Origin of the sequence: Streptococcus porcinus (assembly GCF_901542335.1) — a bacterium.
Taxonomy (GTDB): Bacteria; Bacillota; Bacilli; order Lactobacillales; family Streptococcaceae; genus Streptococcus; species Streptococcus porcinus_A.
On sequence record NZ_LR594036.1, the window covers coordinates 282,240 to 307,493 of the forward strand.

At 37.2% G+C, this 25,254-nt stretch carries 24 protein-coding genes; 15 read left to right on the top strand and 9 right to left on the bottom strand.

Annotated features, from left to right (window positions below; all coding sequences use genetic code 11):
- Positions 1-54: 54 nt before the first annotated feature.
- Both FGK96_RS01465 and FGK96_RS01470 read right to left on the bottom strand, forming a co-directional pair.
- A complete protein-coding gene (locus FGK96_RS01465; protein ID WP_138080723.1) occupies positions 55-621 on the bottom strand; it encodes a sugar O-acetyltransferase in 567 nt (188 codons plus the stop codon).
- A 13-nt stretch (positions 622-634) separates the two neighbouring features.
- The gene (locus FGK96_RS01470) at positions 635-1,633 is read right to left on the bottom strand and encodes a LacI family DNA-binding transcriptional regulator (protein ID WP_138080725.1); all 999 of its coding nucleotides are present in this window, start codon (positions 1,631-1,633) and stop codon (positions 635-637) included.
- 151 nt (positions 1,634-1,784) lie between these two features.
- Here FGK96_RS01470 and FGK96_RS01475 point away from each other — a divergent pair, with 151 nt between their 5' ends.
- From FGK96_RS01475 to FGK96_RS01515, 9 genes are all read left to right on the top strand, one after another.
- Positions 1,785-2,948: a galactokinase gene (locus tag FGK96_RS01475; RefSeq protein ID WP_138080727.1), complete on the top strand. Its 1,164-nt coding sequence runs from the start codon at positions 1,785-1,787 to the stop codon at positions 2,946-2,948.
- Between the two features lie 12 nt (positions 2,949-2,960).
- On the top strand, positions 2,961-4,439 hold the full coding sequence (gene galT, locus FGK96_RS01480; RefSeq protein ID WP_138080729.1) for a UDP-glucose--hexose-1-phosphate uridylyltransferase: 1,479 nt from the start codon (positions 2,961-2,963) through the stop codon (positions 4,437-4,439).
- On the top strand, positions 4,439-5,437 hold the full coding sequence (galE, locus tag FGK96_RS01485) for a UDP-glucose 4-epimerase GalE (protein ID WP_138080731.1): 999 nt from the start codon (positions 4,439-4,441) through the stop codon (positions 5,435-5,437). Before galT ends, galE begins: the two co-directional genes overlap by 1 nt.
- A 65-nt stretch (positions 5,438-5,502) precedes the next feature.
- Positions 5,503-5,859: a conjugal transfer protein TraF gene (gene traF / locus FGK96_RS01490; protein ID WP_138080733.1), complete on the top strand. Its 357-nt coding sequence runs from the start codon at positions 5,503-5,505 to the stop codon at positions 5,857-5,859.
- Positions 5,860-5,933: 74 nt separating this feature from the next.
- Positions 5,934-6,317, top strand: a complete 384-nt coding sequence (yajC, locus tag FGK96_RS01495; protein ID WP_138080735.1) for a preprotein translocase subunit YajC — start codon at positions 5,934-5,936, stop codon at positions 6,315-6,317.
- 184 nt (positions 6,318-6,501) lie between these two features.
- Positions 6,502-7,251, top strand: a complete 750-nt coding sequence (locus FGK96_RS01500) for an isoprenyl transferase (RefSeq protein WP_138080737.1) — start codon at positions 6,502-6,504, stop codon at positions 7,249-7,251.
- A gap of 14 nt (positions 7,252-7,265) precedes the next feature.
- The gene (locus tag FGK96_RS01505; RefSeq protein WP_138080739.1) at positions 7,266-8,060 is read left to right on the top strand and encodes a phosphatidate cytidylyltransferase; all 795 of its coding nucleotides are present in this window, start codon (positions 7,266-7,268) and stop codon (positions 8,058-8,060) included.
- A 32-nt stretch (positions 8,061-8,092) separates the two neighbouring features.
- Positions 8,093-9,352: an RIP metalloprotease RseP gene (gene rseP, locus FGK96_RS01510; protein WP_138080741.1), complete on the top strand. Its 1,260-nt coding sequence runs from the start codon at positions 8,093-8,095 to the stop codon at positions 9,350-9,352.
- Between the two features lie 24 nt (positions 9,353-9,376).
- Positions 9,377-11,230 carry a proline--tRNA ligase gene (locus FGK96_RS01515; RefSeq protein WP_138080743.1) on the top strand — a complete coding sequence of 618 codons (1,854 nt, stop codon included), beginning with the start codon at positions 9,377-9,379 and terminating at the stop codon, positions 11,228-11,230.
- 67 nt (positions 11,231-11,297) lie between these two features.
- Here FGK96_RS01515 and FGK96_RS01520 read toward each other — a convergent pair whose 3' ends face one another.
- Genes FGK96_RS01520 through FGK96_RS01535 form a run of 4 tightly spaced genes read right to left on the bottom strand, consistent with a single transcriptional unit; the run spans position 11,298 to position 14,655 of the window.
- Entirely contained in the window at positions 11,298-11,960 is a 663-nt protein-coding gene (locus FGK96_RS01520) for an ABC transporter permease (protein ID WP_172601574.1), read from the bottom strand.
- Entirely contained in the window at positions 11,953-12,879 is a 927-nt protein-coding gene (locus tag FGK96_RS01525) for an osmoprotectant ABC transporter substrate-binding protein (RefSeq protein WP_138080745.1), read from the bottom strand. The genes FGK96_RS01520 and FGK96_RS01525 overlap by 8 nt, the downstream gene beginning before the upstream one ends.
- A complete protein-coding gene (locus FGK96_RS01530) occupies positions 12,876-13,514 on the bottom strand; it encodes an ABC transporter permease (protein ID WP_138080747.1) in 639 nt (212 codons plus the stop codon). Before FGK96_RS01530 ends, FGK96_RS01525 begins: the two co-directional genes overlap by 4 nt.
- Positions 13,507-14,655 (bottom strand): betaine/proline/choline family ABC transporter ATP-binding protein, encoded by a 1,149-nt coding sequence (locus tag FGK96_RS01535; RefSeq protein WP_138080749.1) that lies wholly within the window; start codon positions 14,653-14,655, stop codon positions 13,507-13,509. Before FGK96_RS01535 ends, FGK96_RS01530 begins: the two co-directional genes overlap by 8 nt.
- Before the next feature lie 276 nt (positions 14,656-14,931).
- On the opposite strand from FGK96_RS01535, the gene FGK96_RS01540 reads away from it, so the two are divergent.
- From FGK96_RS01540 to FGK96_RS01550, 3 genes are all read left to right on the top strand, one after another.
- A complete protein-coding gene (locus tag FGK96_RS01540) occupies positions 14,932-19,332 on the top strand; it encodes a PolC-type DNA polymerase III (protein ID WP_138080751.1) in 4,401 nt (1,466 codons plus the stop codon).
- A gap of 96 nt (positions 19,333-19,428) precedes the next feature.
- Complete coding sequence (locus FGK96_RS01545; protein WP_003085527.1) at positions 19,429-19,854, top strand: MarR family winged helix-turn-helix transcriptional regulator; 426 nt, start codon at positions 19,429-19,431, stop codon at positions 19,852-19,854.
- A gap of 208 nt (positions 19,855-20,062) precedes the next feature.
- On the top strand, positions 20,063-20,614 hold the full coding sequence (locus FGK96_RS01550) for an NADPH-dependent FMN reductase (protein WP_172601575.1): 552 nt from the start codon (positions 20,063-20,065) through the stop codon (positions 20,612-20,614).
- A gap of 55 nt (positions 20,615-20,669) precedes the next feature.
- On the opposite strand, the gene def is transcribed toward FGK96_RS01550, so the two are convergent.
- Together def and FGK96_RS01560 are read right to left on the bottom strand one after the other, a co-directional pair.
- The gene (def, locus tag FGK96_RS01555) at positions 20,670-21,284 is read right to left on the bottom strand and encodes a peptide deformylase (protein WP_138080755.1); all 615 of its coding nucleotides are present in this window, start codon (positions 21,282-21,284) and stop codon (positions 20,670-20,672) included.
- A 46-nt stretch (positions 21,285-21,330) separates the two neighbouring features.
- Positions 21,331-22,005, bottom strand: coding sequence for a phosphatase PAP2 family protein (locus tag FGK96_RS01560; protein ID WP_138080757.1), 675 nt, complete (start codon positions 22,003-22,005; stop codon positions 21,331-21,333).
- Positions 22,006-22,219: 214 nt separating this feature from the next.
- Here FGK96_RS01560 and FGK96_RS01565 point away from each other — a divergent pair, with 214 nt between their 5' ends.
- On the top strand, positions 22,220-22,552 hold the full coding sequence (locus FGK96_RS01565; protein ID WP_138080759.1) for a hypothetical protein: 333 nt from the start codon (positions 22,220-22,222) through the stop codon (positions 22,550-22,552).
- 256 nt (positions 22,553-22,808) lie between these two features.
- Here the strand turns inward: FGK96_RS01565 and FGK96_RS01570 are convergent, their stop codons facing one another.
- Positions 22,809-23,474, bottom strand: a complete 666-nt coding sequence (locus FGK96_RS01570; RefSeq protein WP_138080761.1) for a cyclic nucleotide-binding domain-containing protein — start codon at positions 23,472-23,474, stop codon at positions 22,809-22,811.
- Between the two features lie 93 nt (positions 23,475-23,567).
- On the opposite strand from FGK96_RS01570, the gene FGK96_RS01575 reads away from it, so the two are divergent.
- Both FGK96_RS01575 and rpsO read left to right on the top strand, forming a co-directional pair.
- A complete protein-coding gene (locus FGK96_RS01575; protein ID WP_138080763.1) occupies positions 23,568-24,743 on the top strand; it encodes an MFS transporter in 1,176 nt (391 codons plus the stop codon).
- Positions 24,744-24,844: 101 nt separating this feature from the next.
- Complete coding sequence (rpsO, locus tag FGK96_RS01580) at positions 24,845-25,114, top strand: 30S ribosomal protein S15 (protein ID WP_138080765.1); 270 nt, start codon at positions 24,845-24,847, stop codon at positions 25,112-25,114.
- The last annotated feature ends 140 nt before the right edge of the window (positions 25,115-25,254 follow it).

Below are 25,254 nucleotides of genomic sequence, written 5' to 3' on the forward strand. Positions count from 1 at the left end.
TTGTTAGCATGAGTGAAAATGACTTTAAGAGTCTAGGAAAATTTTTCTAGACTTTTACTTATCTTCTTTTAAGCTTTTAACAACTCTAGCTGGGCTACCTAAAGCTAGGCTGTTAGCAGGGATATCTTTTGTGACTAAACTATTAGCACCAATAACAGAATTATCGCCGATACTGATACCTGGTAAAACGGTTGTATTTGCACCAATCCAACAATTTTTCCCAATCTGAACGGGTAGATTGTATTGAAGTCCTTGTTCCCGTAATGATGGTTGGAGAGGGTGAGTTCCCGAAATTATGGTGACATTTGGTGCTATCATAGTGTTGTCACCAATTGTGATAAAGGTATCATCTACTAGAGTCAAATTAAAATTGATATAGACATTTTTTCCAATGGTAGTAAAGTGTCCTCCCCAATTAGCTCTAAGTGGTGGCTCGATAAAGACGTCTGAACCAACTGACTTAAACATTTCTTTCATTAATTGATTTCGCTTCTCAATTTCTGAAGGTATTGTTTGATTAAAGCAATAGAGGAGTTCTTGACAAGCTAATTGTTTTTTGATGAGTTGAGGGTCGTTAGGAAAATAGAGTTGTCCAGAGTGCATTGATGTCATCGTTGTCATATTTAACTCCTTTTCATAAGGTAGATTCTCGGATAGTTAACTGAGTGGCAATTTTGGTCAAAGTGAGGCCACGCGACGGTTGGACTAATTGTTTATTGAGGATATCTACAGCAATAGTTCCCATTTCTTCTGTATAGACGGTGATGCTAGAAAGGGCGGGGAAAACTTGTCTTGTAATAGGGGTGTCATTGAATGAGATTAAACTAACACGATTTGGAACTGGGATATTAGCTTCTTGTAAGGCTTTAAGGGCTCCAACTGCAAGCGTGTCATTAGCGATAAAGAAAGCCTTTGGTAAGTTTTCCTTTAAAGAACTGATGGCTTCTTTCATCAACAAATAGCCTGATTGTGTGGAAAAATCTCCGACAAACATGTATTCTGGATGGTAAATCCCGAGTTCACTAGTGTAGTTTTTAAAAGTTCTAAAACGTTGATCGATTAGTAGTTGGCTATGATCACTAGTGCTTTCTTCCCCAGCGATCATTCCAATATGTTGAAAACCTTTATCAATAAAATAATCCACTGCCATCATGACAGAGTGCTCAAAATCAGTCGTTATGCAATGATGCCCAGTTGTTAACGTGTCAGAATCAACAAAAACTAGAGGAAGCTGATGCTTTTCGAGGTCTGTAATTTGTTGGTTGCTAAATTTACCAATAGCGATGATACCGACAGCATTTTCATCTAGAATAATTTTATCTGTGTTAAAAAAGCGTACAAGGTCATACCCTAGCAAACGTGCTCTATTTTCGATGCCAATCCTAATTGAGTAGTAATACAAATCATTAAGTTCTTCTTGTTGGCTGTACCACTGGTAAACTGCTATTTTTTGTTTTAGTTTAGGGAGATTTGTTTTAGATTTGTGCTTGGAATAACCAAGCTGATCTGTAATTGTGAGGATACGATGCCTTGTCTCCTCGCCCACAGATAAGCTGGGATCTTCATTTAAAACTCGGGATACGGTAGCTTGTGAAACGTGAGCAAGAGTAGCTATGTCTTTTAAAGTTGCCATCTTTTCTCCTTAGGTCTTTAATATCTGTATTAATTAGTATAGCGAAAGTATCATAAATTTTCTATATTTTAGTAAAATTTTAGTAAACTAATTGACGCCGCTACAGAGATTTTCTAAAATAAGAGAAAAAGTACAAATAAGGAGAATAATAATGACTAAAGCGGACTTAAAAGAGCATTTTCAACACATTTTTGGATTAGAAGCAGAGGCGGTATTTTTCTCGCCAGGTCGGATCAATTTGATTGGAGAACATACGGATTATAATGGAGGTCATGTTTTTCCGGCAGCGATTACTCTAGGTACCTACGGAGTAGCAAGAAAGCGGACAGATCAGACTTGCCGATTTTACTCTGAAAATTTTGCTGAATTAGGCGTGATTGCAGTTAATTTAAATAATTTAGCCTTTGAGAAAGAGGATAATTGGACAAATTATGCCAAAGGTGTTATAAAATACCTAAAAGCAGCTGGTCATCGTATAGACACAGGCTTTGATCTCTATGTTAAGGGAACAATACCTAATGGATCTGGTTTATCATCTTCGGCTTCTTTAGAGTTGCTTGTTGGTATTGTATGTGAAAAGCTCTATGATTTAGATTTAGAGAGAATCGATTTAGTAAAAATTGGTAAAAAAACTGAAAATGATTTTATCGGTGTCAATTCTGGTATAATGGATCAATTTGCTATTGGTATGGGGGCTGATCAAAAAGCAATCTATCTGGACACCAATACTTTGGATTATGAGTTGGTTCCTCTTGAATTAGGCGATTACCAAATTGTTATTATGAATACGAATAAGCGACGTGAGTTAGCTGATTCCAAATATAACCAAAGACGTTCAGAATGCGAGAAAGCCTTGGAGGAATTACAAGAAGCTTTGTCAATCACTTCACTTGGAGACTTAGACGATACTCTCTTTGATCAATATGCTTACTTAATTAAAGATGGTATGAGAATAAAACGCGCAAGACACGCTGTTTCAGAGAATCAAAGAACACTTAGGGCCTTAGAAGCATTGCAAGCTGGGGAGCTTGAAGTTTTTGGACGTCTGATGAATGCATCTCATGTTTCCTTAGAGCATGATTATGATGTAACTGGTATTGAACTCGACACTTTAGTGCATACAGCTTGGGAGCAAGAGGGCGTTTTAGGGGCAAGAATGACGGGTGCTGGTTTTGGTGGCTGTGCTATTGCAATTGTTGACAAAAATCAAGTTGAATCCTTTAAAAAGGTAGTTGAAGATAGATATCAGGATGTCATTGGCTACAAACCGGAGTTTTATATTGCTGAAGTAGCTCAAGGTGCTCATACATTATAAGGTGAGACTATTATGAAACTTATTGACCAATTTGTTAAAACAATCATTGCACAATCAGATTTTACGGAGGAAGATAGCTATTATCTGAGAAATAGAATTCTTGCACTTGTTGGTGAAGAAAATATTGAGACAGAAACCAAAGAGAAGAATATTGTCTTTTTGAAAGAAGAGCTTTTGGATTTAGCACAAAAAAACGGGAAAATTGGAGGATTTGTTGAAGAGAGAGATTGCCTTGGGGCTGAATTGATGAATTTCATAACTCCGAGACCGAGTCATCTAAATCAAATGTTTTGGACTACCTATCATAGTTCTCCAGAAAAAGCTATTTCTGATTTCTATCAACTAAGCCAGTTGAACGATTATATTAAAGTGTCAGCTATCGCTAAGAATATTGCATTTAAAACACCATCACCCTATGGGGATTTGGAAATTACTATTAACTTGTCAAAACCAGAAAAAGATTCCAAGGCAATAGCTGCCGCAAAATTGGTGAAATCATCAAGCTATCCTTTATGCCAGTTATGCATGGAAAATGAAGGTTATCAGGGCCGACTTGATTATCCTGCACGAGCAAACCACCGTATTATTAGAGTGAAACTTGGAAAGGATCCTTGGGGCTTCCAGTATTCGCCATATGCTTATTTTAATGAACATTGTATTTTTTTAGATCAAAAGCATGTGCCAATGATTATTTCACAAAAGACATTTGAGCAGCTATTAGAAATTGTTGATATTTTTCCTGGCTATTTTGCAGGTTCTAACTCTGATTTACCAATTGTAGGCGGGTCTATTTTAAGTCATAATCATTATCAGGGTGGGCGTCATGATTTTCCCATGGCTCTAGCGAATGCGGAGGTGCGTTTTCGTTTTAAAGATTTTTTGGAAATAGAAGCAGAGCTTTTGAAGTGGCCAATGTCTGTCATTCGGTTGAGGGGGGAAAACCGAGAAAAAATGAGTCAACTGGCAGAATTAATTCGGAAAAGTTGGAGAAATTATAGTGATGAATCTGTTGATATTGTTGCTTATACCGGAGAGATACCACATCATACGGTAACACCTATAGCAAGAAAGTGTCATGGAAAATTTGAACTGGATATTGTTTTGAGAGACAACCACACAACGTCTGAGTTTCCAGATGGAGTTTATCATCCTCATAAAGAGTTACATCATATCAAAAAGGAAAACATTGGTCTAATAGAGGTCATGGGATTAGCTATCCTTCCACCGAGATTAAAAAAGGAGCTTTTAGAAGTTGAAAAATATCTTTTGGGTGAGTATAATAGCATAGCAGACTCTCATAAGGTTTGGGCAGATCAGATTAAAAGACATCACGTTATTAAAAGGAATACTGTCCATCGAATTGTCCAAGAAGAAGTTGGTAAGGTATTTGTTCGTGTTCTTGAAGATGCGGGAGTTTACAAACAAAATCGTGAGGGGAAATTGGCTTTTAAACGGTTTGTTGAAAGTATTGGAATAGAAGGAGATTTATAATGGCAATTCTTGTGCTCGGAGGGGCTGGCTATATTGGTTCTCACATGGTTGACTGGCTGGTTGAATATAGTGAAGAAAAAGTTGTTGTTGTTGATAATTTGGCAACTGGTCACCGCCAAGCTGTTCATCCTAAAGCCTCCTTTTATCAAGGGGATTTAGCAGATCAAACCTTTATGCGTCAGGTTTTTCAAGAAAATACAGATATTGATGCAGTTATCCATTTTGCAGCCTTTTCTTTAGTGGGAGAGTCTATGACCGACCCTTTGAAATATTTTGACAACAATACAGTTGGTATGGTCAAGCTTTTAGAAGTAATGGGTGAATGTGGTGTTAAGAAAATTGTTTTCTCATCTACGGCTGCAACTTATGGCATTCCAGAAGAAATCCCAATTAAAGAAACTAGCCTTCAAAACCCCATTAACCCTTATGGCGAAAGTAAATTGATGATGGAAAAAATTATGGGCTGGTGTGACAAAGCTTATGGGATTCGTTTTGTAGCTTTACGTTACTTTAATGTTGCTGGAGATAAACCAGATGGTTCTATAGGTGAGGATCATTATCCAGAAACGCATTTAATTCCACTTGTTTTACAGGTTGCTAATGGAAAACGTGAAAAAATGATGATTTTCGGCGATGATTATGCAACAGAAGATGGGACAAATATTCGGGATTATGTCCACCCTTTGGATTTAGTTCAGGCTCACGGTTTAGCAGTTGATTATTTACGGGCTGGTAACCCATCTACAGCATTTAATCTAGGATCATCAACAGGTTTTTCAAACTTACAGATCTTAGAAGTAGCTCGAAAAGTAACAGGCAAAGATATTCCTGCTGAAATCGGAGCACGTCGACAAGGTGATCCAGATGTGTTAGTTGCAGATTCAGCAAGAGCACGTGAAATTCTCGGTTGGAAACCAGCCTATGATGATATTGAAAAAATTATTGAAACCGCATGGGCATGGCATTCTAGTCATCCAAATGGTTATGAAGATAAGTAAGGAGACTGACTGTTGAGACAGTCTCTTTAATAATTAGAAATAAAAAGTATATATGAGGAGAGTGAATGAATTATCAAGAAGCTGTCAGGCACTTTACCGAGGTCACTATTGATCAAGTCACTGATAGAATTAATCAAAAAGAAAAAATAATTCTCTACATTGGACGAGAGACTTGTCCCTACTGTCGTCTTTTTGTGCCTAAATTAGCACAGGTTAGTCAAGATGGTGGATACGAGGTATCTTACTTGCCTAGTGATAACCTAGTTGACTTTGCTGCTATTCAAGATTTTCGTGCCAGAAACCACATTACTACTGTCCCTGCGCTCCTAGTAGCTAGCGCTGAAAGAATTGAAGTAGTGTGTGATTCTAGCTTATCACTAGATGCTATTCAGTCTTTTATTGAAAAAGGTAGTAGTAAATAATAGTTCATTCCTTGCTATATAGGCCTATTTTTGATATAGTTAATCATGACTTTATATATAAAGAAGGAGTAACTATGGGATTTTCAACGATAATCATGTTTGTAGTCTTTATTGGTTTGATTTTTTTCATGCAACGCCAACAAAAGAAACAAGCCCAGGAACGCCAAAATCAAATGAATGCCTTACAAAAAGGGGATGAAGTGGTTACAATTGGAGGCATGTATGCCGTAGTTGACGAGGTCGACCAAGCAGCCAATAAAATCACTTTAGACGTAGACGGTGTTTATCTACCATTTGAGTTGACAGCAGTTAAACGTGTTGTCACAAAAGCGGATGCAGAAGTGGAAACAGCTATCACTACTGAAGAAGTTGTCACACCAGAAGTGCCAGAAACTGACTTACCAGTTACTGAAGAGACAACTATCCAAAAGCAAGATGAGCCGACTATTAAAGAGTAAGATAAAATCACACGTTTTATCGTGAAGTCGCTAATTTTTGTTTTACTTATTGTAAAAGAGCATCTAAACTTAGCTAATTTTTAGCTGTTAGAGCTCTTTTTTTGTGGAATTAGTCGTTAAATGCTAAGTCAATTACGTTTATTTATGGTAGAATAAAGTAAGTACGCTTAAATAAGGAAATGACATGTTACGCTTAAAATTAAAATCAAAAGAAGTTAAACTCGAAAAAATTCCTAAGCATATTGGGATTATCATGGATGGCAATGGTCGCTGGGCAAAAAAACGCTTAAAGCCACGTGTGTTTGGTCATAAGGCTGGTATGGATGCTCTGCAAGAAGTAACTCTTACAGCATCAAATTATGGCGTGAAAGTCCTAACAGTTTATGCATTTTCGACTGAGAATTGGACACGCCCGCAAGACGAAGTCAAATTTATTATGAATTTACCCGTTGAATTCTTTGACAAATATGTACCAGAACTCAATAAAAACAATGTGCGTATCCAAATGATTGGGGAAACACATCGTTTGCCAGCAGAGACTTTAAATGCTCTTAAGAGAGCTATCGAGACAACTCGAAAGAACTCAGGTTTGGTTCTTAATTTTGCCTTGAATTATGGAGGTCGTGCAGAAATTACAAGTGCTGTTCGAATGATTGCTCAAGATGTCCTCGATGCCAACTTAAACCCAGGTGATATCACTGAAGAATTGATAGCCAACTACCTTATGACAGATCACCTTCCTTACCTATACAGAAACCCTGATTTGATTATTAGAACAAGTGGTGAGTTGAGATTAAGTAATTTTTTACCTTGGCAATCTGCTTATAGTGAGTTTTATTTTACACCTGTTTTGTGGCCTGATTTTAAGAGCGCTGAGTTTATCAAAGCTTTAGAAGAGTACAATCGCCGTCACCGCCGTTTTGGTGGGGTTTAGAGGAGAAGGAATTTATGAAACAACGTATTATCTGGGGCGGGATTGCTGCAGTCGTTTTTTTACCATTTTTAATTGTTGGAAGGCTACCTTTTCAGCTGTTTGTTGCTACTTTAGCAATGATTGCAGTATCAGAAATGCTTCGTATGAAACAATTGGAAATTTTTTCATTTGAAGGAATTTTAGCGATGTTAGCGGCGTTTGTTTTGACTGTTCCAATGGATCATTATTTAACCTTTTTACCAATTGATGCTAGTTTTGCTTGTTTTGGGTTAATTGTTTTCTTCTTTTTAGCAGGAACGGTTATCAATAGCAACCACTATTCATTTGAAGATGCAGCTTTTCCCATTGCAACTAGTTTGTATATTGGAATAGGCTTTCAAAATTTAGTGAATGCAAGGATATCGGGTATTGATAAGGTGCTACTTGCCCTGTTTATTGTCTGGGCAACAGACATGGGTGCTTACTTTATCGGTCGTAAATTTGGTCGTCGCAAATTATTAGCTAAAGTATCACCAAATAAAACAATTGAAGGAAGTCTAGGTGGGATTGTCTCAGCTCTTGCCGTTTCTTTTATCTTTATGCTAATTGATCGTGCTGTCTATTCACCATTTCATTTCTTAACGATGTTAGTTTTTGTCATTTTCTTTTCTATTTTTGCGCAATTTGGCGACCTTGTCGAAAGCTCGATTAAAAGACATTTTGGTGTCAAAGATTCTGGAAAATTAATCCCAGGTCATGGTGGTATTTTGGATCGTTTTGATTCAATAATCTTTGTCTTCCCAATCATGCACCTTTTTGGCCTCTTTTAAAAAAGCAAAACTTTTAAAGTGAAAGGAAAACTATGCTAGGCTTATTAACCTTCGTTATCATTTTTGGCATAATTGTAGTTGTCCATGAATTTGGGCATTTCTATTTTGCAAAGAAATCTGGTATTCTCGTGAGAGAATTCGCTATAGGGATGGGACCAAAAGTTTTTTATCATACAGATAAAGAAGGTACCCTATATACCGTTAGATTATTACCTCTAGGAGGCTATGTTCGTATGGCTGGTTGGGGTGATGATAAGACTGAGATCAAAACGGGGACACCCGCAAGTTTGACATTAGATTCATCTGGTCAGGTTATCCGTATTAATTTATCGCAGGTTAAACTGGATCCCACTAGTTTACCGATGAATGTAACTGGCTATGATTTAGAAAAAGAATTAACAATTACAGGTTTAGTAATTGATGAAACGAAAACCTATTCTGTCCACCATGATGCAACAATTGTTGAAGAAGACGGTACAGAAATTAGAATTGCTCCGCTTGACGTTCAATATCAAAACGCAAGTGTTTGGGGGCGATTGATTACTAATTTTGCTGGTCCTATGAATAACTTTATCTTAGGAACGCTGGTTTTTATCCTTCTAACATTTGTTCAGGGGGGAGCTTATGATTACAGCAGCAACCATATTAGGGTGGCTAAGGATGGCCCAGCAGCGCAAGCAGGTATTAAAAACAATGATCAAATCCTGAAAGTTGGCTCTTACCAGATATCAAATTGGCAAGATTTGACAACTGCTATTCATAAAACGACTGAGAACATGAAAAAAGGTCAGTCAATACCGGTGACAGTTAAATCAAAAGGTGCTGAAAAAGTCATTAATATTAAACCTAAAAAGATAAAGAACACCTATGTTATTGGAACTCAAGTGGGTTTGAAAACGAGTTTGAAAGATAAAATAGTGGGCGGTTTTCAGATGGCTCTAAGAGGGGCAACGATTATTATTATTGCTCTAAAAAATCTTATTTTGAGTTTTAGTTTAGATAAACTTGGTGGCCCAGTTGCTATGTACCAAATGTCTAATGAAGCAGCTCAGAATGGATTGGAATCAGTACTGTCCTTAATGGGTATGCTATCTATAAACTTGGGAATTTTTAATCTTATTCCGATTCCAGCATTAGATGGTGGTAAAATTCTCATGAATATCATTGAAGCTATTCGTCGTAAACCACTGAAACAAGAAACAGAGACCTATATTACAATTGCAGGAGTGGCTGTTATGCTGGTATTAATGATAGCTGTAACCTGGAATGATATTATGCGCGCTTTTTTCTAAGTTAAGAGGAGAAAAAAAAGAACAATGAAACAATCTAAAATGTTAATTCCAACCTTGCGTGAAATGCCAAGCGATGCTCAGGTCATTAGTCATGCCTTGATGTTACGTGCTGGATATGTTCGTCAAGTATCTGCTGGAATATATGCTTACTTACCCCTTGCTAACCGAACGATTGAGAAATTAAAAGGGATTATGCGTCAAGAGTTTGATAAGATTGGTGCCGTAGAAATGTTAGCGCCAGCCTTGTTGACAGCAGATCTATGGCGTGAATCAGGTCGATATGAGACCTACGGCGAGGACCTCTATAAGTTAAAAAATCGAGAGTCATCCGATTTTATTCTAGGGCCAACTCACGAAGAAACATTCACAACCTTGATTCGTGATGCCGTTAAATCTTACAAGCAACTTCCTCTTAATCTCTATCAAATTCAAGCCAAATACCGTGATGAAAAACGTCCTCGCAATGGCTTGTTAAGAACCCGTGAATTCATCATGAAAGATGGCTATAGTTTCCATCAAAATGATGAAGATTTGGATATTACTTACGAAGATTACCGCAAAGCCTATGAAGCAATTTTCACGAGGTCTGGTCTTGAATTTAAGGGTATTATTGGTGATGGTGGTGCTATGGGTGGCAAAGATTCCCAAGAATTTATGGCCATCACACCTGATAGAACTGATTTAAATCGTTGGTTGGTTCTTGATAAATCCATTCCTAACTTAGAGTCTATTCCTGAAAATGTGCTAGAAGAAATAAAGGCAGAACTAAGCGCTTGGATGGTCTCTGGAGAAGACACAATAGCTTACTCTAGTGAATCAAGCTATGCGGCTAATTTAGAAATGGCTAGCAATGCTTATAATCCTAGCAAAAAAGTTGAAGCACAAGATGCTCTAGAAGAAATAGCTACCCCAGATTGTAAAACAATTGATCAAGTTGCAGCCTTTTTAAATCGCGGACCGGAATCGACAATCAAAACCTTGCTCTTTATGGCAGATGGTAAACCATTGGTTGCTTTATTAGTTGGTAATGACCAAGTTAATGATGTTAAATTGAAAAATTACCTAGGCGTTGACTTTTTAGAAGTGGCTACTGAAGAAGAAGCGCAATCGGTCTTTGGTGCTTCTTTTGGGTCACTGGGGCCTGTTAACTTAGCAAGTGACATTCGTATAGTTGCTGATCGTAAGGTTCAAGATTTAGCTAATGCAGTAGTAGGAGCTAATAAGGATGGCTATCATTTAATAGGTGTTAACCCTGAACGTGACTTCCATGCTGAGTATGTTGATATTCGAGAAGTTAAAGAAGGAGAAATATCACCAGACGGTCATGGGGTACTCCGCTTTGCCCGTGGTATTGAGATTGGCCATATCTTTAAACTTGGAACTCGTTATTCTAAGAGTCTAGGTGCTACAATTCTTGATGAGAATGGCCGAGCGGTTCCAATTGTTATGGGCTGTTATGGTATCGGAGTTAGTCGAATCTTATCAGCAGTTATTGAACAACATGCAAGATTATTTGTGAACAAGACTCCAAAAGGGGACTATCGTTTTGCATGGGGAGTTAATTTCCCAGAAGAATTAGCACCTTTTGATGTTCATCTTATTACTGTTAATACTAAAGACCAAGAGGCTCAAGACCTAACAAGCAAGGTTGAACATGACTTAATGGCTAAAGGTTATGAGGTTCTGACAGATGATCGTAATGAGCGGGTCGGCTCAAAATTCTCTGACAGTGATCTGATTGGCTTGCCAATTCGTATTACGGTTGGTAAAAAGGCTTCTGAAGGAATTGTTGAAATTAAAATCAAAGCAAGTGGAGATAGCATTGAAGTACATGCTGATAATATTATTGAAACACTTGATATTTTAACTAAAAAATAAAACCAAAAAAGGATAATCACTATAAGATTATCCTTTTTTAGTGGATTAATTGGAGGTCACCCAATACTTAGGAATGTGAATTTCCTTTAGGTTCTAGCATCCTTTGCAGTGCACCGAGGATAATATCAGAAAAAATCGCCATGAGGGCTGTCGGTAGAGAACCAGCAAGAATGATTGCCCCACCATTTGTTGCATTTGTACCTCGGACGATGATATCACCTAATCCACCTCCACCAACAAAAGCTCCAATGGCTGTAATACCAATAGCAACGACCAGGGCATTTCGGATTCCTGCCATGATGACAGAAAGTGATAATGGTAGCTCTACCATGAAAAGGCGCTGACTTTTAGTCATACCCATTCCTTTTGCAACATCTACTAGGTCATTGCTGACATTCTTGATACCAGTATATGTGTTGCTAATAATGGGCAAAAGTGAGTAAAGAAAAACGGTAGCAATAACGGTCTTGGTGCCTAAGCCTAAACCAAGCATTAATATTGAAATCATAGCTAGTGAAGGAATGGTTTGTAAGACATTGGCAATGCCCATGACAAATTGCCGTAAGTGCGTTTTACGAGCGATAATAATTCCGAGAGGAACACCTAGTAAAGCAGCTAAGAAGACACCGTAGGCAGAAATCAAAAAATGTCTGAGAAATTGTGTCAGAATGTAGGAGCCATTATGATTAAAATAATAGACAAGTTGATCCCAAGTATTCATGTCACTCATTCTTATTACCTCCTTTGAAATAATGATGGCTTCTTAGAAAATCTTTTGCGACAACTGCGGGTTCTAGAAGTCGGTCATCAACTTTATAGTTCAGGGTTTGCATAGTTTCCAAGCTAATTTGTCCGTCAAGTCGATGGAGCACTTTCTTTAATTTAGGATATTTTTTTAAGAGAGAATTGCTGACTACCATTGAACATTCATAAGGAGGGAAAAATTGTTTATCATCCTTAAGAATTTTCAAACCATAACTTTGAATCCGACCATCAGTTGAATAACCTAAAACTGCCTGCATTTTATCGCTTGAAACAGCGTCGTATACTAGTCCAATTTGCATAGGGTACAAGTTATCGAAAGTAAAACCATAAGTTTTTGAAAAGTCGGGATAACCATCACCTTTACGGTTCATCCAAGTACTATCGATACCTACTTTGGCACTTGCTTTGATGGCTTTCATGTCAGAAATGGTTTCGAGATGATTTTGTTTGGCGTAATCATCGGTGACCATAAAGGCGTAGGTATCTGAAAAGCCATAGGATGGGAACCAAGTTTGATTAAAGCGTTTTGTGAATTCTTTTTTGACAATTTTAGCAGCCTTTTGAGGATCTTTGACTGCAGCCATCCTTAACGAACCTGTAATATCTGTTCCGGTATAGCGAGTTGCAGATATATCAGCATCACCACGTAATTGTGCTTGGTGGGTGACGTTTGAAGAGCCTAAATTGGGGACAATTACTGTTTGGTAGCCTAGTTCATGATTGACTAATTCAGCGATGATATTGGCCATGATGCTAGATTCAGTTGTACTCTGTGCAGCGATTCTAATAGTTTCGCCCTGCTTTTTAAAGAAATGATGATAAGCAAAAAAACAAGCAATAAATGTAAGAAAAATAGAAAGGCTAATGTAGAGTTTCTTTTTCATGCTTTTACCTCTCTTCTTTGTTTGGGGATTAATTTCCTTTCAAGGAGACCTAGGAGAAAATCTGCTAATAAAGATAAAAGGATAACTGGAATGGTCCCACCGATTATTAATTCTGGCTGAAAGAGATTTAAACCACTGAAAATCAGGTCTCCAAGGCCACCTGCCCCAATATAAGAAGCTAAGGTCGCCCAAGCAATTACATAAATAGCAGATAGCCTTACACCCGCCATTATAACAGGCATGGCTAGAGGCAACTCAACCAAGAAAATGGATTGAATTGGGAACATCCCCATTCCTTCAGCACTATCTTTTAAGTTAGGGTCGACATTGTTTAAACCGACGTAGGTATTTCTGAGAATCGGTAAGAGTGAGTAAATGAAGAGTGCGATGATGGCAGGAGTTTTTCCGACACCAAAAAGCGGAATCATCATAGCTAAGAGGGCCAAACTGGGGATTGTTTGGAGCATGCTGGTTAGGGCAATAATGATCTTAGCCAACCTTGGAAAGCGCGTAAGTGCAGTTCCTAGAGGGACTGCTAAAAGGATGCCAAAGAGTAGAGCAAGGGCAGAAATATAGGTTTGTTCCCAAGTCTTAAACAGTAAGCGTCCACCGTACTGTGTCAAAAAATCAACCATTTGCTTCCTCCTCTTCCTCTGAACCCCAAATAAAGTTATAGAGGATATCGACTAAGGAGGAGCGAGTAATAACTCCTTTTAGTTTGTTGTCTTTATCAACAACTGGCGCGTACTTAAGCCCACGTTTAAAAATACGTTGAGCGGTGTCTCTAAGGAGTGCATCTTCTTGGACGGAAAAAGTAATTGGTGTCATTAAATCGGAGACCAGGAGGTATTTTTGGTACCGATTGCTGAGAGATTCTAAGTCAATAACCCCAATCAGGCTTTCATTTTCTGTCACTAGGAGCGAGTCAACCCTTTTCTGACGCATTAAAGAAATTGCTTCAGATAGGTTTTTTTCTGCCGTGATAGAAACAGGATTAGGCAACATAATAGATTTAACTGGTGTAATATTGGACTGAGCACGCATCAACCGTTCTTCACCAATCATTTTTTCAACAAATTCAGTAGCTGGTTTTTGAAGTAGTGCGGTTGGCGAGGCTTCTTGAACCATTTTGCCATTATCCATAACAATGATTTTTGTTGCTAATTTGAGGGCTTCGTCCATATCATGAGTGACAAGGATAATGGTTTTCCCCATTTTCTCTTGCAGAGATTTGACTAGGTCTTGAATGCCTTCTCGTGTAATTGGGTCTAGAGCTCCAAAAGGTTCATCCATTAAAATAATATCTTGATCAGCAGCTAAAGCACGGATTACCCCAATCCGTTGTTGTTGCCCACCAGATAATTCAGAAGGATAGCGATCTAAAAAGTCTTCTGGAAGCTCAACAATTTTAAGTAACTCTTTGGCCTTAGCTATTTTGTCTTCCTCTGACCATTTGAGAAGTTTTGGTACAAGAGTGATATTTTCGTAAATAGTCATATGTGGCATAAGTCCGATACTTTGGATAACATAGCCAATTTTCCGTCGTAACTGGACTGGGTTGAATTCTGAGATATCTTTCCCTTTGAAAAGAATTTTACCATTACTAGGTTTTAACATGCGATTGATCATTCGCATTAGAGTTGTTTTACCAGAACCACTAGTTCCGATAAAGCAGATAAAATCTCCTGGCATAATTTTTAAATTAATCTTATCAACAGCTATTTTATCGCCATATATCTTATTAACATTTTGGTATTCAATGATTGGTGTTTCCATTCTTATCTCCATCTTTATATTATAAATTTATGAAATAGCATGAACAATTATATTATACTATTATTTTTAGATAAAATCAGAGTTTAAGCAATGAGGGAGGTTACTATCCATTAATTATTAAAGGAATTTCCATTTTATTTTTTATGTAAATAGAGAAAATAAATCAACAAACTAATTCTGCAAGGAAACAAATTCAAACTTTTTGACAGCCAATTGGGAGTCGAAATTTTCTCTGATTTGTGTTAGAATAGAGCCTAGGAAATTCAGGAGAAAACTATGTCAGATTTATTCGTTAAATTAATGGAACAAATAGAAATGCCACTTGAAATGCGTAGTTCAAGTGTTTTTTCGACTGCTGACATTATTGAAGTTAATGTTCATTCAGTTTCTAGACTTTGGGAGTTTCACTTTGCATTTGAAACCATTTTGCCCATTGACATTTATCGAGAATTGGACTATCGCTTAACCAACACCTTCAAAAAAGCTGATATTAAAGTTAGGTTTGATATTCAGGTAAAGCAGATTGATTATTCAGAGCAAGTCTTGCAAGCTTACTATCAGGAGGCTTTTGAGCATGCACCCTGTAATGGAGCCTCCTTCAAATCTAGCTTTGCAAAACTGCAAGTCTCCTATCAGGAGGATAAGTTAGTTATTCACGCTCCCCGCTTTGTTAATAATGATCATTTTAGACAAAATCATATCCCAAATCTGGCTAAACAGCTAGCTGCCTTTGGCTTTGGCCAATTGACTATTGAAATGGCCACTAACCAAGAGATGACCCAAGAGATGACACATTCTTTTGTGTCCAATCGCCAAGCATTGCTAGAAAAAGCTGTCCAGGAAAATCTAGAAGCGCAAAAATCATTAGAAGCTATGCAGCCACCTGCTGATGAAGTTAATAGTAGTAAACCAAGTTTTGACTACAAAGAAAGAGTGGCTCAAAGACAAGCAGGCTTTGAAAAAGCTGAGATCACACCAATGATTGAAATTGAAACAGAAGAAAATCGTATTGTCTTTGAAGGTATGGTTTTTGATGTGGATCGCAAAACAACCCGTACTGGACGTCACATCATCAATTTTAAAATGACGGACTATACTTCTAGTTTTGCTATGCAAAAATGGGCTAAAGATGATGATGAGCTTCGTAAATTTGATATGATTGCTAAGGGTGCTTGGTTACGAGTTCAGGGAAATATTGAAAATAATCAATTTACCAAAAGCCTGACTATGAACGTACAACAAATTAAAGAAATTGTGCATCATAGCCGGAAGGATCTGATGCCAGATGATCAAAAACGTGTGGAATTACATGCTCACACTAACATGTCTACAATGGATGCCCTACCCACTGTTGAAAGTCTCATCGATACGGCTGCTAAATGGGGTCACAAAGCCGTTGCCATCACAGATCATGCCAATGTGCAGTCTTTTCCTCATGGTTACCATCGTGCTCGGAAAGCGGGCATCAAGGCAATTTTTGGACTAGAAGCCAATATTGTTGAAGATAAAGTTCCTATTTCTTATGATCCTGTTGATATGGATTTGCACGAAGCAACCTATGTTGTTTTTGACGTTGAGACGACAGGCCTATCGGCAATAAATAATGACTTGATTCAGATTGCGGCTTCAAAAATGTATAAAGGTAATATTATTGAACAATTTGATGAGTTCATTAATCCTGGTCATCCTTTATCTAGTTTTACAACGGAGTTAACAGGAATTACAGACAATCATCTGATTGGAGCAAAGCCTCTCCTACAAGTCCTAGAAGCTTTTCAAGCTTTTTGCCAGGATACCATTTTGGTTGCTCATAATGCTAGTTTCGATGTCGGTTTTATGAATGCTAATTATGAACGTCATCATCTTCCCTTAATTAAGCAACCTGTGATTGACACTTTAGAATTTGCTCGTAATTTATATCCTGAATATAAACGACATGGTTTGGGGCCGCTGACCAAGAGATTCCAAGTTTCCTTGGATCATCACCATATGGCTAATTATGATGCGGAAGCCACTGGACGTTTGTTGTTTATTTTCTTAAAAGAAGCTCGCGAAAAACATGGGCTCACCAACTTATTGGATCTCAATACTAAGCTTGTAGCTGAAGATTCTTATAAAAAAGCTCGGGTCAAACATGCGACCATCTATGTTCAAAATCAAACCGGTTTGAAAAATATTTTCAAATTAGTTAGCCTATCAAATGTTAAATACTTTGAAGGAGTTCCGAGAATTCCTCGGACTGTTTTAGATCAGCATCGAGAAGGTCTCCTCCTAGGTACAGCTTGTTCTGAAGGGGAAGTTTTTGATGCGGTCCTCACCAAAGGTGTGGAAGCCGCTACCGAGTTAGCAAACTATTATGACTTCATCGAAATTATGCCCCCAGCTCTCTACCAACCTTTAATTGCGCGTGAATTAATTAATGATCAAGAGGGTGTTCAGAAGGCAATATTAGATTTAATTGAAGTCGGAAAAAGGCTAAACAAGCCAGTCCTTGCAACAGGGAATGTTCATTACATTGAACCGGAAGAAGCTATTTATCGGGAAATCATTGTTCGCTCACTTGGCCAAGGTGCTATGATTAACAGACCAATTGGTCGTGGAGAAGGAGCGCAACCCGCACCACTGCCTGAGGCTCATTTTAGGACAACCAATGAAATGCTCGATGACTTTGCCTTTCTAGGAAAAGAACTAGCTTATCAGGTTGTTGTTCAAAATACTCAAGATTTTGCTGATCGTATTGAAGAAGTTGAAGTTGTTAAAGGAGACCTTTACACGCCTTTTATTGATAAAGCCGAAGAAACAGTTGCTGAGTTGACTTATCAAAAAGCTTTTGAAATTTATGGTAATCCTTTACCGGATATTATTGATTTACGAATTGAAAAAGAGTTGACTTCCATACTAGGTAATGGTTTTGCAGTGATATATTTGGCCTCACAAATGCTGGTAAACCGTTCTAATGAACGAGGATATTTAGTAGGTTCACGTGGCTCTGTCGGGTCAAGTTTTGTTGCTACTATGATTGGGATAACAGAAGTTAATCCAATGCCTCCTCATTATGTTTGTCCTAGTTGCCAACATTCAGAGTTTATTACAGATGGCTCTGTGGGATCTGGTTATGATTTACCTAATAAGAATTGTCCAAAATGTGGAGCAAGTTATCAAAAAGACGGACAAGATATTCCCTTTGAAACTTTCCTTGGCTTCGATGGGGACAAAGTACCAGATATTGACTTGAATTTTTCTGGAGATGATCAACCCAATGCCCATCTAGATGTTCGTGATATTTTTGGAGCTGAGTATGCTTTTAGGGCGGGAACCGTTGGTACCGTTGCAGAGAAAACAGCATATGGTTTTGTTAAAGGCTATGAACGGGATTTTGGAAAAATATATAGAGATGCTGAAGTTGATCGTCTTGCAGCCGGTGCAGCTGGTGTGAAACGAACAACTGGGCAACACCCAGGCGGTATTGTTGTTATTCCTAACTACATGGATGTCTATGATTTTACTCCGGTTCAATTTCCAGCAGAAGATGTCACTGCTTCATGGCAGACTACCCACTTTAACTTCCATGATATCGATGAAAATGTTTTAAAACTTGATATTTTAGGGCATGATGATCCAACAATGATTCGGAAGTTACAAGATTTGTCAGGGATTGATCCTAAGTCAATTCCGGCTGACGACCCTGGCGTTATGGCCCTCTTCTCAGGTACAGAAATTTTAGGAGTAACACCTGAACAAATTGGTACTCCTACGGGAATGCTTGGTATACCTGAATTTGGAACCAATTTTGTTCGGGGAATGGTCAATGAAACTCACCCAACTACTTTTGCTGAACTTTTACAACTATCTGGTCTATCACATGGAACAGACGTTTGGCTAGGTAATGCGCAAGATCTCATTAAAGAAGGTATTGCAACCCTAAAAACAGTTATCGGATGTCGAGATGATATCATGGTTTACCTCATGCATGCTGGTTTGGAGCCTAAAATGGCCTTTACCATTATGGAACGGGTTCGAAAAGGGCTTTGGTTAAAAATCTCAGAAGATGAGCGTAATTCATATATTGAAGCTATGCGTAAGAATCATGTTCCGGATTGGTATATTGAATCTTGTGGAAAGATTAAATATATGTTCCCTAAAGCGCATGCTGCCGCCTATGTTTTGATGGCTTTAAGGGTTGCTTATTTTAAGGTACATCACCCAATCATGTATTATTGTGCTTATTTCTCCATTCGTGCAAAAGCTTTTGAATTAAAAACGATGAGTGGTGGTTTAGAGGCTGTTAAAGCAAGGATGGAAGATATAGCCCTTAAAAAGAAAAATAACGAAGCTTCCAATGTTGAGAATGATTTATATACAACACTTGAGATTGTTAATGAGATGTTAGAGCGTGGTTTTAAATTTGGGAAATTAGACCTCTACAAGAGTGATGCGATAGAGTTTCAAATTGAAGGTGATACTTTAATACCTCCTTTTGTAGCCTTAGAAGGCCTAGGTGAGAATGTTGCTAGACAAATAGTTCGTGCCAGAAAAGAAGGTGAATTTCTTTCAAAAATGGAGCTTAGAAAACGTGGCGGAGCGTCACAAACTTTGGTTGAAAAAATGGACGACATGGGAATATTAGGAAATCTTCCTGAAGATAACCAATTAAGTCTCTTTGATGATTTTTTCTAAAGCTAGAGCTACTAGCTAGTTGAACAATCTAAAACGACTTGATTGCTTTTATTACTAACTAGTTATAAAATAAAACTAATAAGGAAAGGAGGCAAAATGGGAACATTTAAAAATTCAGCAGTTAAATCAATGGTAGTTATGCGTAAGGCTTTTCGAACGATTGATGCTAAGGTATCTGAAAGCTATAAAGATCATGAATTGACCCCAACTCAATTTGCTGTTCTTGATGTTTTGTATGCTAAAGGTGACTTGAAAATTGGGGAACTAATCAACAGTATGTTAGCAACTTCCGGTAATATGACTGTTGTTATTAATAATATGGAAAAAAAAGGCTGGGTTCAACGAATCATGTGTCCTCATGATAAACGGTCTTTCATTGTTAGTTTAACGGATGACGGCAAAGCAGTAATTGAAAAAGCACTACCAGAGCATATTGGTAAAGTTGAAGATATTTTTTCTGTTTTGACAGAGGCAGAGCAAAAAGAATTAATTAAGCTTCTGAAAAAATTTAAAAATGCATAGTAACTATTATTGAATGAAAGTTGTTCTAGAGAAATCATTGAAAAGCAGTGATTTCTTTTTTAAAATTTTTGAGTTAAGTCTCTTGACTTTACTAATTAGTAATAATATAATTACTACATAGTATCAATAAATCACTATTTAGTGAAAACAAGGAGACGATATGTCTGTTATTGCTAAACTTAAAAGTATATTCAAAGGAGAAAAGGAAATGAAAAATATTCTATTTATCGACGGCTCACTACGCAAAGGTTCATTTAATCATCAGTTAGCTCTTGAAGCAGAAAAAACTTTAGCTGGAAAAGCTAATGTTTCTTATTTGGATTGGGCTCAAGTTCCCGTTTTTAGTCAAGATCTTGAAGCTAATGCTCCAGAAGCAGTGGTTAAAGTTCGTGAAGCTATTCAAGCAGCAGATGCTCTTTGGATTTTCTCTCCAGTTTATAATTTCTCAATTCCAGGATCAGTGAAAAATTTACTAGACTGGGCATCACGTGCACTTGACTTGTCAGATCCAACTGGCCCATCAGCAATTGGTGGTAAAGTTATTACCGTCTCATCAGTAGCTAACGGTGGACATGATCAATTATTTGCTATCTACAATGATTTGATTCCTTTTATTCGTACAACAGTAGCAGGTGAATTCACTAAAACAACTGTAAATCCAGAAGCTTGGGGAACTGGAGTCCTTGAGATTTCAGAGGAAACAAAAGCTAGTCTTGCAAGTCAAGCAGAAGCTTTGTTAGCAGCAGTCTCTAACGATTAACCTGCAACATTATTAAATAAAAAAGAAATCACAGCTTTATACTGTGATTTCTTTTTTATTTAATAATTAGCATACCCTCATTGACAGCGAAGGGATCAGCCTGATTGATACGGTCATAGAACATGATACCGTTAATATGATCAATTTCATGTTGAACAACGATAGCATTATAACCTTTCAATTTGATACGTTGTTTTTCACCATCTTTGTTATAGTAATCAACAGTAACACGGGAATGGCGAACAACATAGCCCTCAATTGGACGATCAACGGATAGGCAACCTTCACCTTCTGCTAGAGCAGCATCTTGAACTGAATGTGCTACAACCTTAGGATTATACATCACTTCTTGAAGACTGTAGGATTCTTTTGGAGGATTACCTTCGCTATCTTCCATGTTAGGAACTAGAACAGCGATGATTCGTTTTGAAATATCTAACTGTGGTGCGGCTAAGCCAACGCCACCACGTAAATCTAATTTTTCCGCCATCACAGGATCTTGAGAATGTTTTAAAAATTGCATCATTTTCTCGCCTAAAATGATATCTTCATCACTTAAGGGGAGAGCAACCTCTTGAGCCTTTTGCCTTAGGGTTGGGTTACCTTCACGGATGATATCGTCCATGGTAATCATGTGACTAGCTTTTATTATTTTATCTTGTGCAGACATTATTACTCCTTTAATTATTCATGGAATAACTATATCACAAAATAAGTTATTTATAAAGCTGAGCTGATGACTCCTTCTGTGAAAGGGAAGTTTGTTCGTAATTGCTATCAATTTCGTTGGCATCATTGCTAAAAGCAAAAGTTTTAGTCAAAAAATAGGAGGTCATGGCCAAGCTTAGTGAGGCGAGGATATCGGTTGGATAGTGATCTCTGAGGTAAATGCGAGAAAGCAATAGCAAGAGAGTCCAGATGGTGGCTATATATTTGACCAAGGTTGAGAAGCTATCTTTGCGATGAGTTAGAAAACTAAATAGAATTAAAAGTAGAAGAATCATACAAATACTATGACCACTAGGAAAGCTCAGGCCTGTATCAGAAAAGAGTTGAAAGCTTGGCCGCTGTCGGTGGATAATAAACTTTAGTAAGAGTGCTAAGCCACTTGTGGCAAAGTAAAAAAAGAATAGAATAAGTGTCTTTTTACCTTGATGTCGATTTAAAATAAAAAGAACCATAGCAAGAATGGTAACAATCAGTGGACTACCGATGCTAGTAATGTAGATCATGACAGTTGTTAGCCAGGGACTATATGTTAATGCCACAAGATTAAAGAGAGCATTATCTAAATAATGAATAACTGAGGCATTGGTCATAACTCCAATAGCTAGTAGTAAAAAGCTTGTCAAAAATAGGTTGGTAGCAAAAAATGAGCGTTTTTTGAACATACAAGTCTCCTTTAATAAGGCTAAGCATACGCTAGAAAACTTAAATAATTCAAAAACATATTAATACGAGTACTAATATGTGTGTAAAGAGAGATTATTAGGGATAAGTGCAATTCTTCAGTTGTTGACAAGGCTTTCAAAGAAGGTTATAATGTGCTTGTTATTTTGAGACCCTATCAAGATTGAGTATCTTTCTATAGAAAGTGTGAATCGTATGAAAACTATTTTAATAATATTATTCTGGTCTTGTTTGGCCTATGCTCTTTACTCTGCTATTGATGCCAAGCTGTGGGTTACAAAGACACTTGGCTATAACTACCTTATTAGGTTTGTTGGTACAAGTAAGGGAATTGATTTAGAAGAAAGTCCTAAAGTCATGAAAAAAATTAGTATTGTCAGTGTTTCAAAGAATCAGATGACTTATTCTGTGCAATCTAGAATTAATGATCACGCTTTGAAGGAACTGATTATGGCCGAATTTAATTTAAGAAAAGATCAAGTCATTATCCAATCTGAGCAACTTTCAGGTGTATTAGGAGTAGCTTAGGACCCGCTTAGATACTTGTCTGCTTTTTAACAAACAAGTTAATGAAACAATCAGACTAATCTTTGTTTTTTACAAAAAGGTATTGTTTCTAGAAAAGAGATTAGCTATAATAAACTAACTCCAAACAATATCATCCTTGACTGAGAGAGAGGATAATAAGACAACGTAAAAGAGCCCCATTGTGAGCTCTTTTTTGCGTTGTCAATAATATATTTTGAGTTGATTAGTGAAAAGGTCTAAGATCTATTCCAAATGCTTAATCCAAATCTGCTAGATCCTCTAAGGTTTCTTTGGAAAGGATATGATAGTATTTAAAGGAAACTTTTTCTATAATTTTGACCTCTAAAAGCTGAGCAATGACACGATGTAGGTGACGATAGCTAGTGCCAAAAGAATCAGCTAATAGGGTCAAGTCAAGCTGGAAGTAGCCATTTTCCTCGTTTTCTAAAATATGTTTGGCAAGCCTTTCTTTTACGGTATAGCTTAGGTTTTGAGTACTCTTAATATTTTGCTTGTAAAAGTTTTTAGCTAGTTCCTGACTGATTTGATATAAGAATTCAGGATTGGCTAATAACTTTTTTTTGTTAATATGCTTTAGTTGAATCAGGTAGGTTTCTTCCAGAGCGATGACAGAAGTAACAGCATTTTGGTTGGTCAATAATTCTATGTCACCTATTAAACAGGGTTTAGCATGGGTTTCTAGGATATGCTCTTTACCATTAGATAGACGTCTAACAATCTTAATGTTGCCAGCCAAAGCATAGCCAATGAAAGTTAAAGCCTGATCTTGTTGACAGATCATATCATTTTTATGAAAAAGGACTAATTGTAGTTCAGGCCAAAAAACCTTAGGAAAAAACTTTTCTAAGTGATATTTTTTAAGTAGTTCTTTTAATAATTTTTCGTTTGTAATCGTCTTCATTTCGGATTTGTGACCTAGGTCCTATTTTTATTTCTTGCTATTGATTATACTGAAGATAAGATAAATTAACAAGAAAAAGGACGGTTTTCCTATTTGAAATCTTTTTTAGAAAAAATGAGTTTATTAAGTCTCTCTTTAATGATGATCTCGCCATTTTCTGTTGCACTAGCCTTGCCCCAAATGCTCTCATTCTATGAAAGGCAAGGCTATACAGAATCAAATGTGAGTATCCTATTTTCGCTTTCTTCGTTTTCGGTTTTGGCTGTCTTGTTAGCTAATCCACTTTTGAGGAAAGTGTTAAATGAAAGACAGACAGTTATTTTAGGACTTTTGCTGATTGCTTTAGGTGGAGGAAGTCCAATGTTGACACAATCATATGCTATTGTTTTTCTCTCACGTCTGTTGCTTGGTCTTGGGATAGGCTTAATCAATGCTAAGGCTATTAATATTATTAGTGAACGTTATACAGGTAAAGAGAAAATTAAACTATTGGGCTTTAGAAGCTCGGTAGAAGTTTTAGGAGCAGCTCTATTTACCTTTTTAGCTGGTTTTTTAATCAGTTTTGGCTGGTCTAAGGCTTTTGCTATTTACTTTTTTGCCCTCATTACCTTGGGTTTATATCTCTTGTTTGTCCCTAAAATTCCAGAGGTTAGCAAGGTAGAAAAACATACAGATAATCAAAGATTAAGTTCTAAACAATTATTGATGATTATAGGGATGGCTATCTATGCTGGCTTTGTTATTGTTGTTAATACTTCTATAACCCTACGGATACCACTTGTCATTGCCCAAAATAACCTGGGTTCGGCAGGCTTAGCTAGTTTAATACTTAGTTTGATGATGCTCATGGGTATCTTTTCAGGTCTTAGTTTCAGTGGTCTACTTGCTCGATTCAAGGAATCTTTGATGGTAATTGTAGCCATCGCATTAGGTGTTGGAATGTTGATTCTGTGGATAGCTAATAGTATATTCTTAGTTGCCCTTGGAGCTTTACTGACTGGCTTTGTTTATAGTGTCGGTGTGACCTACGTTTTCCATCATATTTCAGAAAAGATGCCTTCACATCAGCTTACAAATGCGACTACCTTGGTATTATTGGGCTGTAATGTAGGTGGCGGTGGCGCAGCTATAGTATTACAAGTATTTTCTTACTTATCCAGCTCACTTGTTTTTCCTTATTTAGTGTATGCTTTGTTGAGTTTAACATTAGGTCTTTTGTTACTTTTAAAAGGTAAAAGAAAAGCAGGCAACCTTGACCTAAAAAAGTGAATCTGTTAGAATAGAGAGGTCGAAAGACGAAACCAACTTTTTCTTGGTTTTAGGAGTGCCAATCCTAAGACTCGGATTAAGCAAAAAAAGGAGAAAATATTATGGCAATCTCAAAAGAGAAAAAAAATGAAATCATCGCTCAATATGCACGTCATGAGGGTGACACTGGTTCAGTTGAAGTTCAAGTAGCAGTTCTTACTTGGGAAATCAACCACCTTAACGGACACATCAAAGAACACAAAAAAGACCATGCTACATACCGTGGTTTGATGAAAAAAATTGGACACCGTCGTAACTTATTAGCTTATTTACGTCGTACAGACGTTAACCGTTACCGCGAGCTTGTCCAATCTCTTGGACTTCGTCGTTAATTCAAGTTTAAAATCTCTCCAGATGACCTTAGTTGGTCTAAAGATGATTTTACTTGTGAAAAAACATCTCAGAAATGGGATGTTTTTTTATATTCTTGCTAACTTTTTAATTTTTTTGTTTCTAGTGTAGCTTTGATACG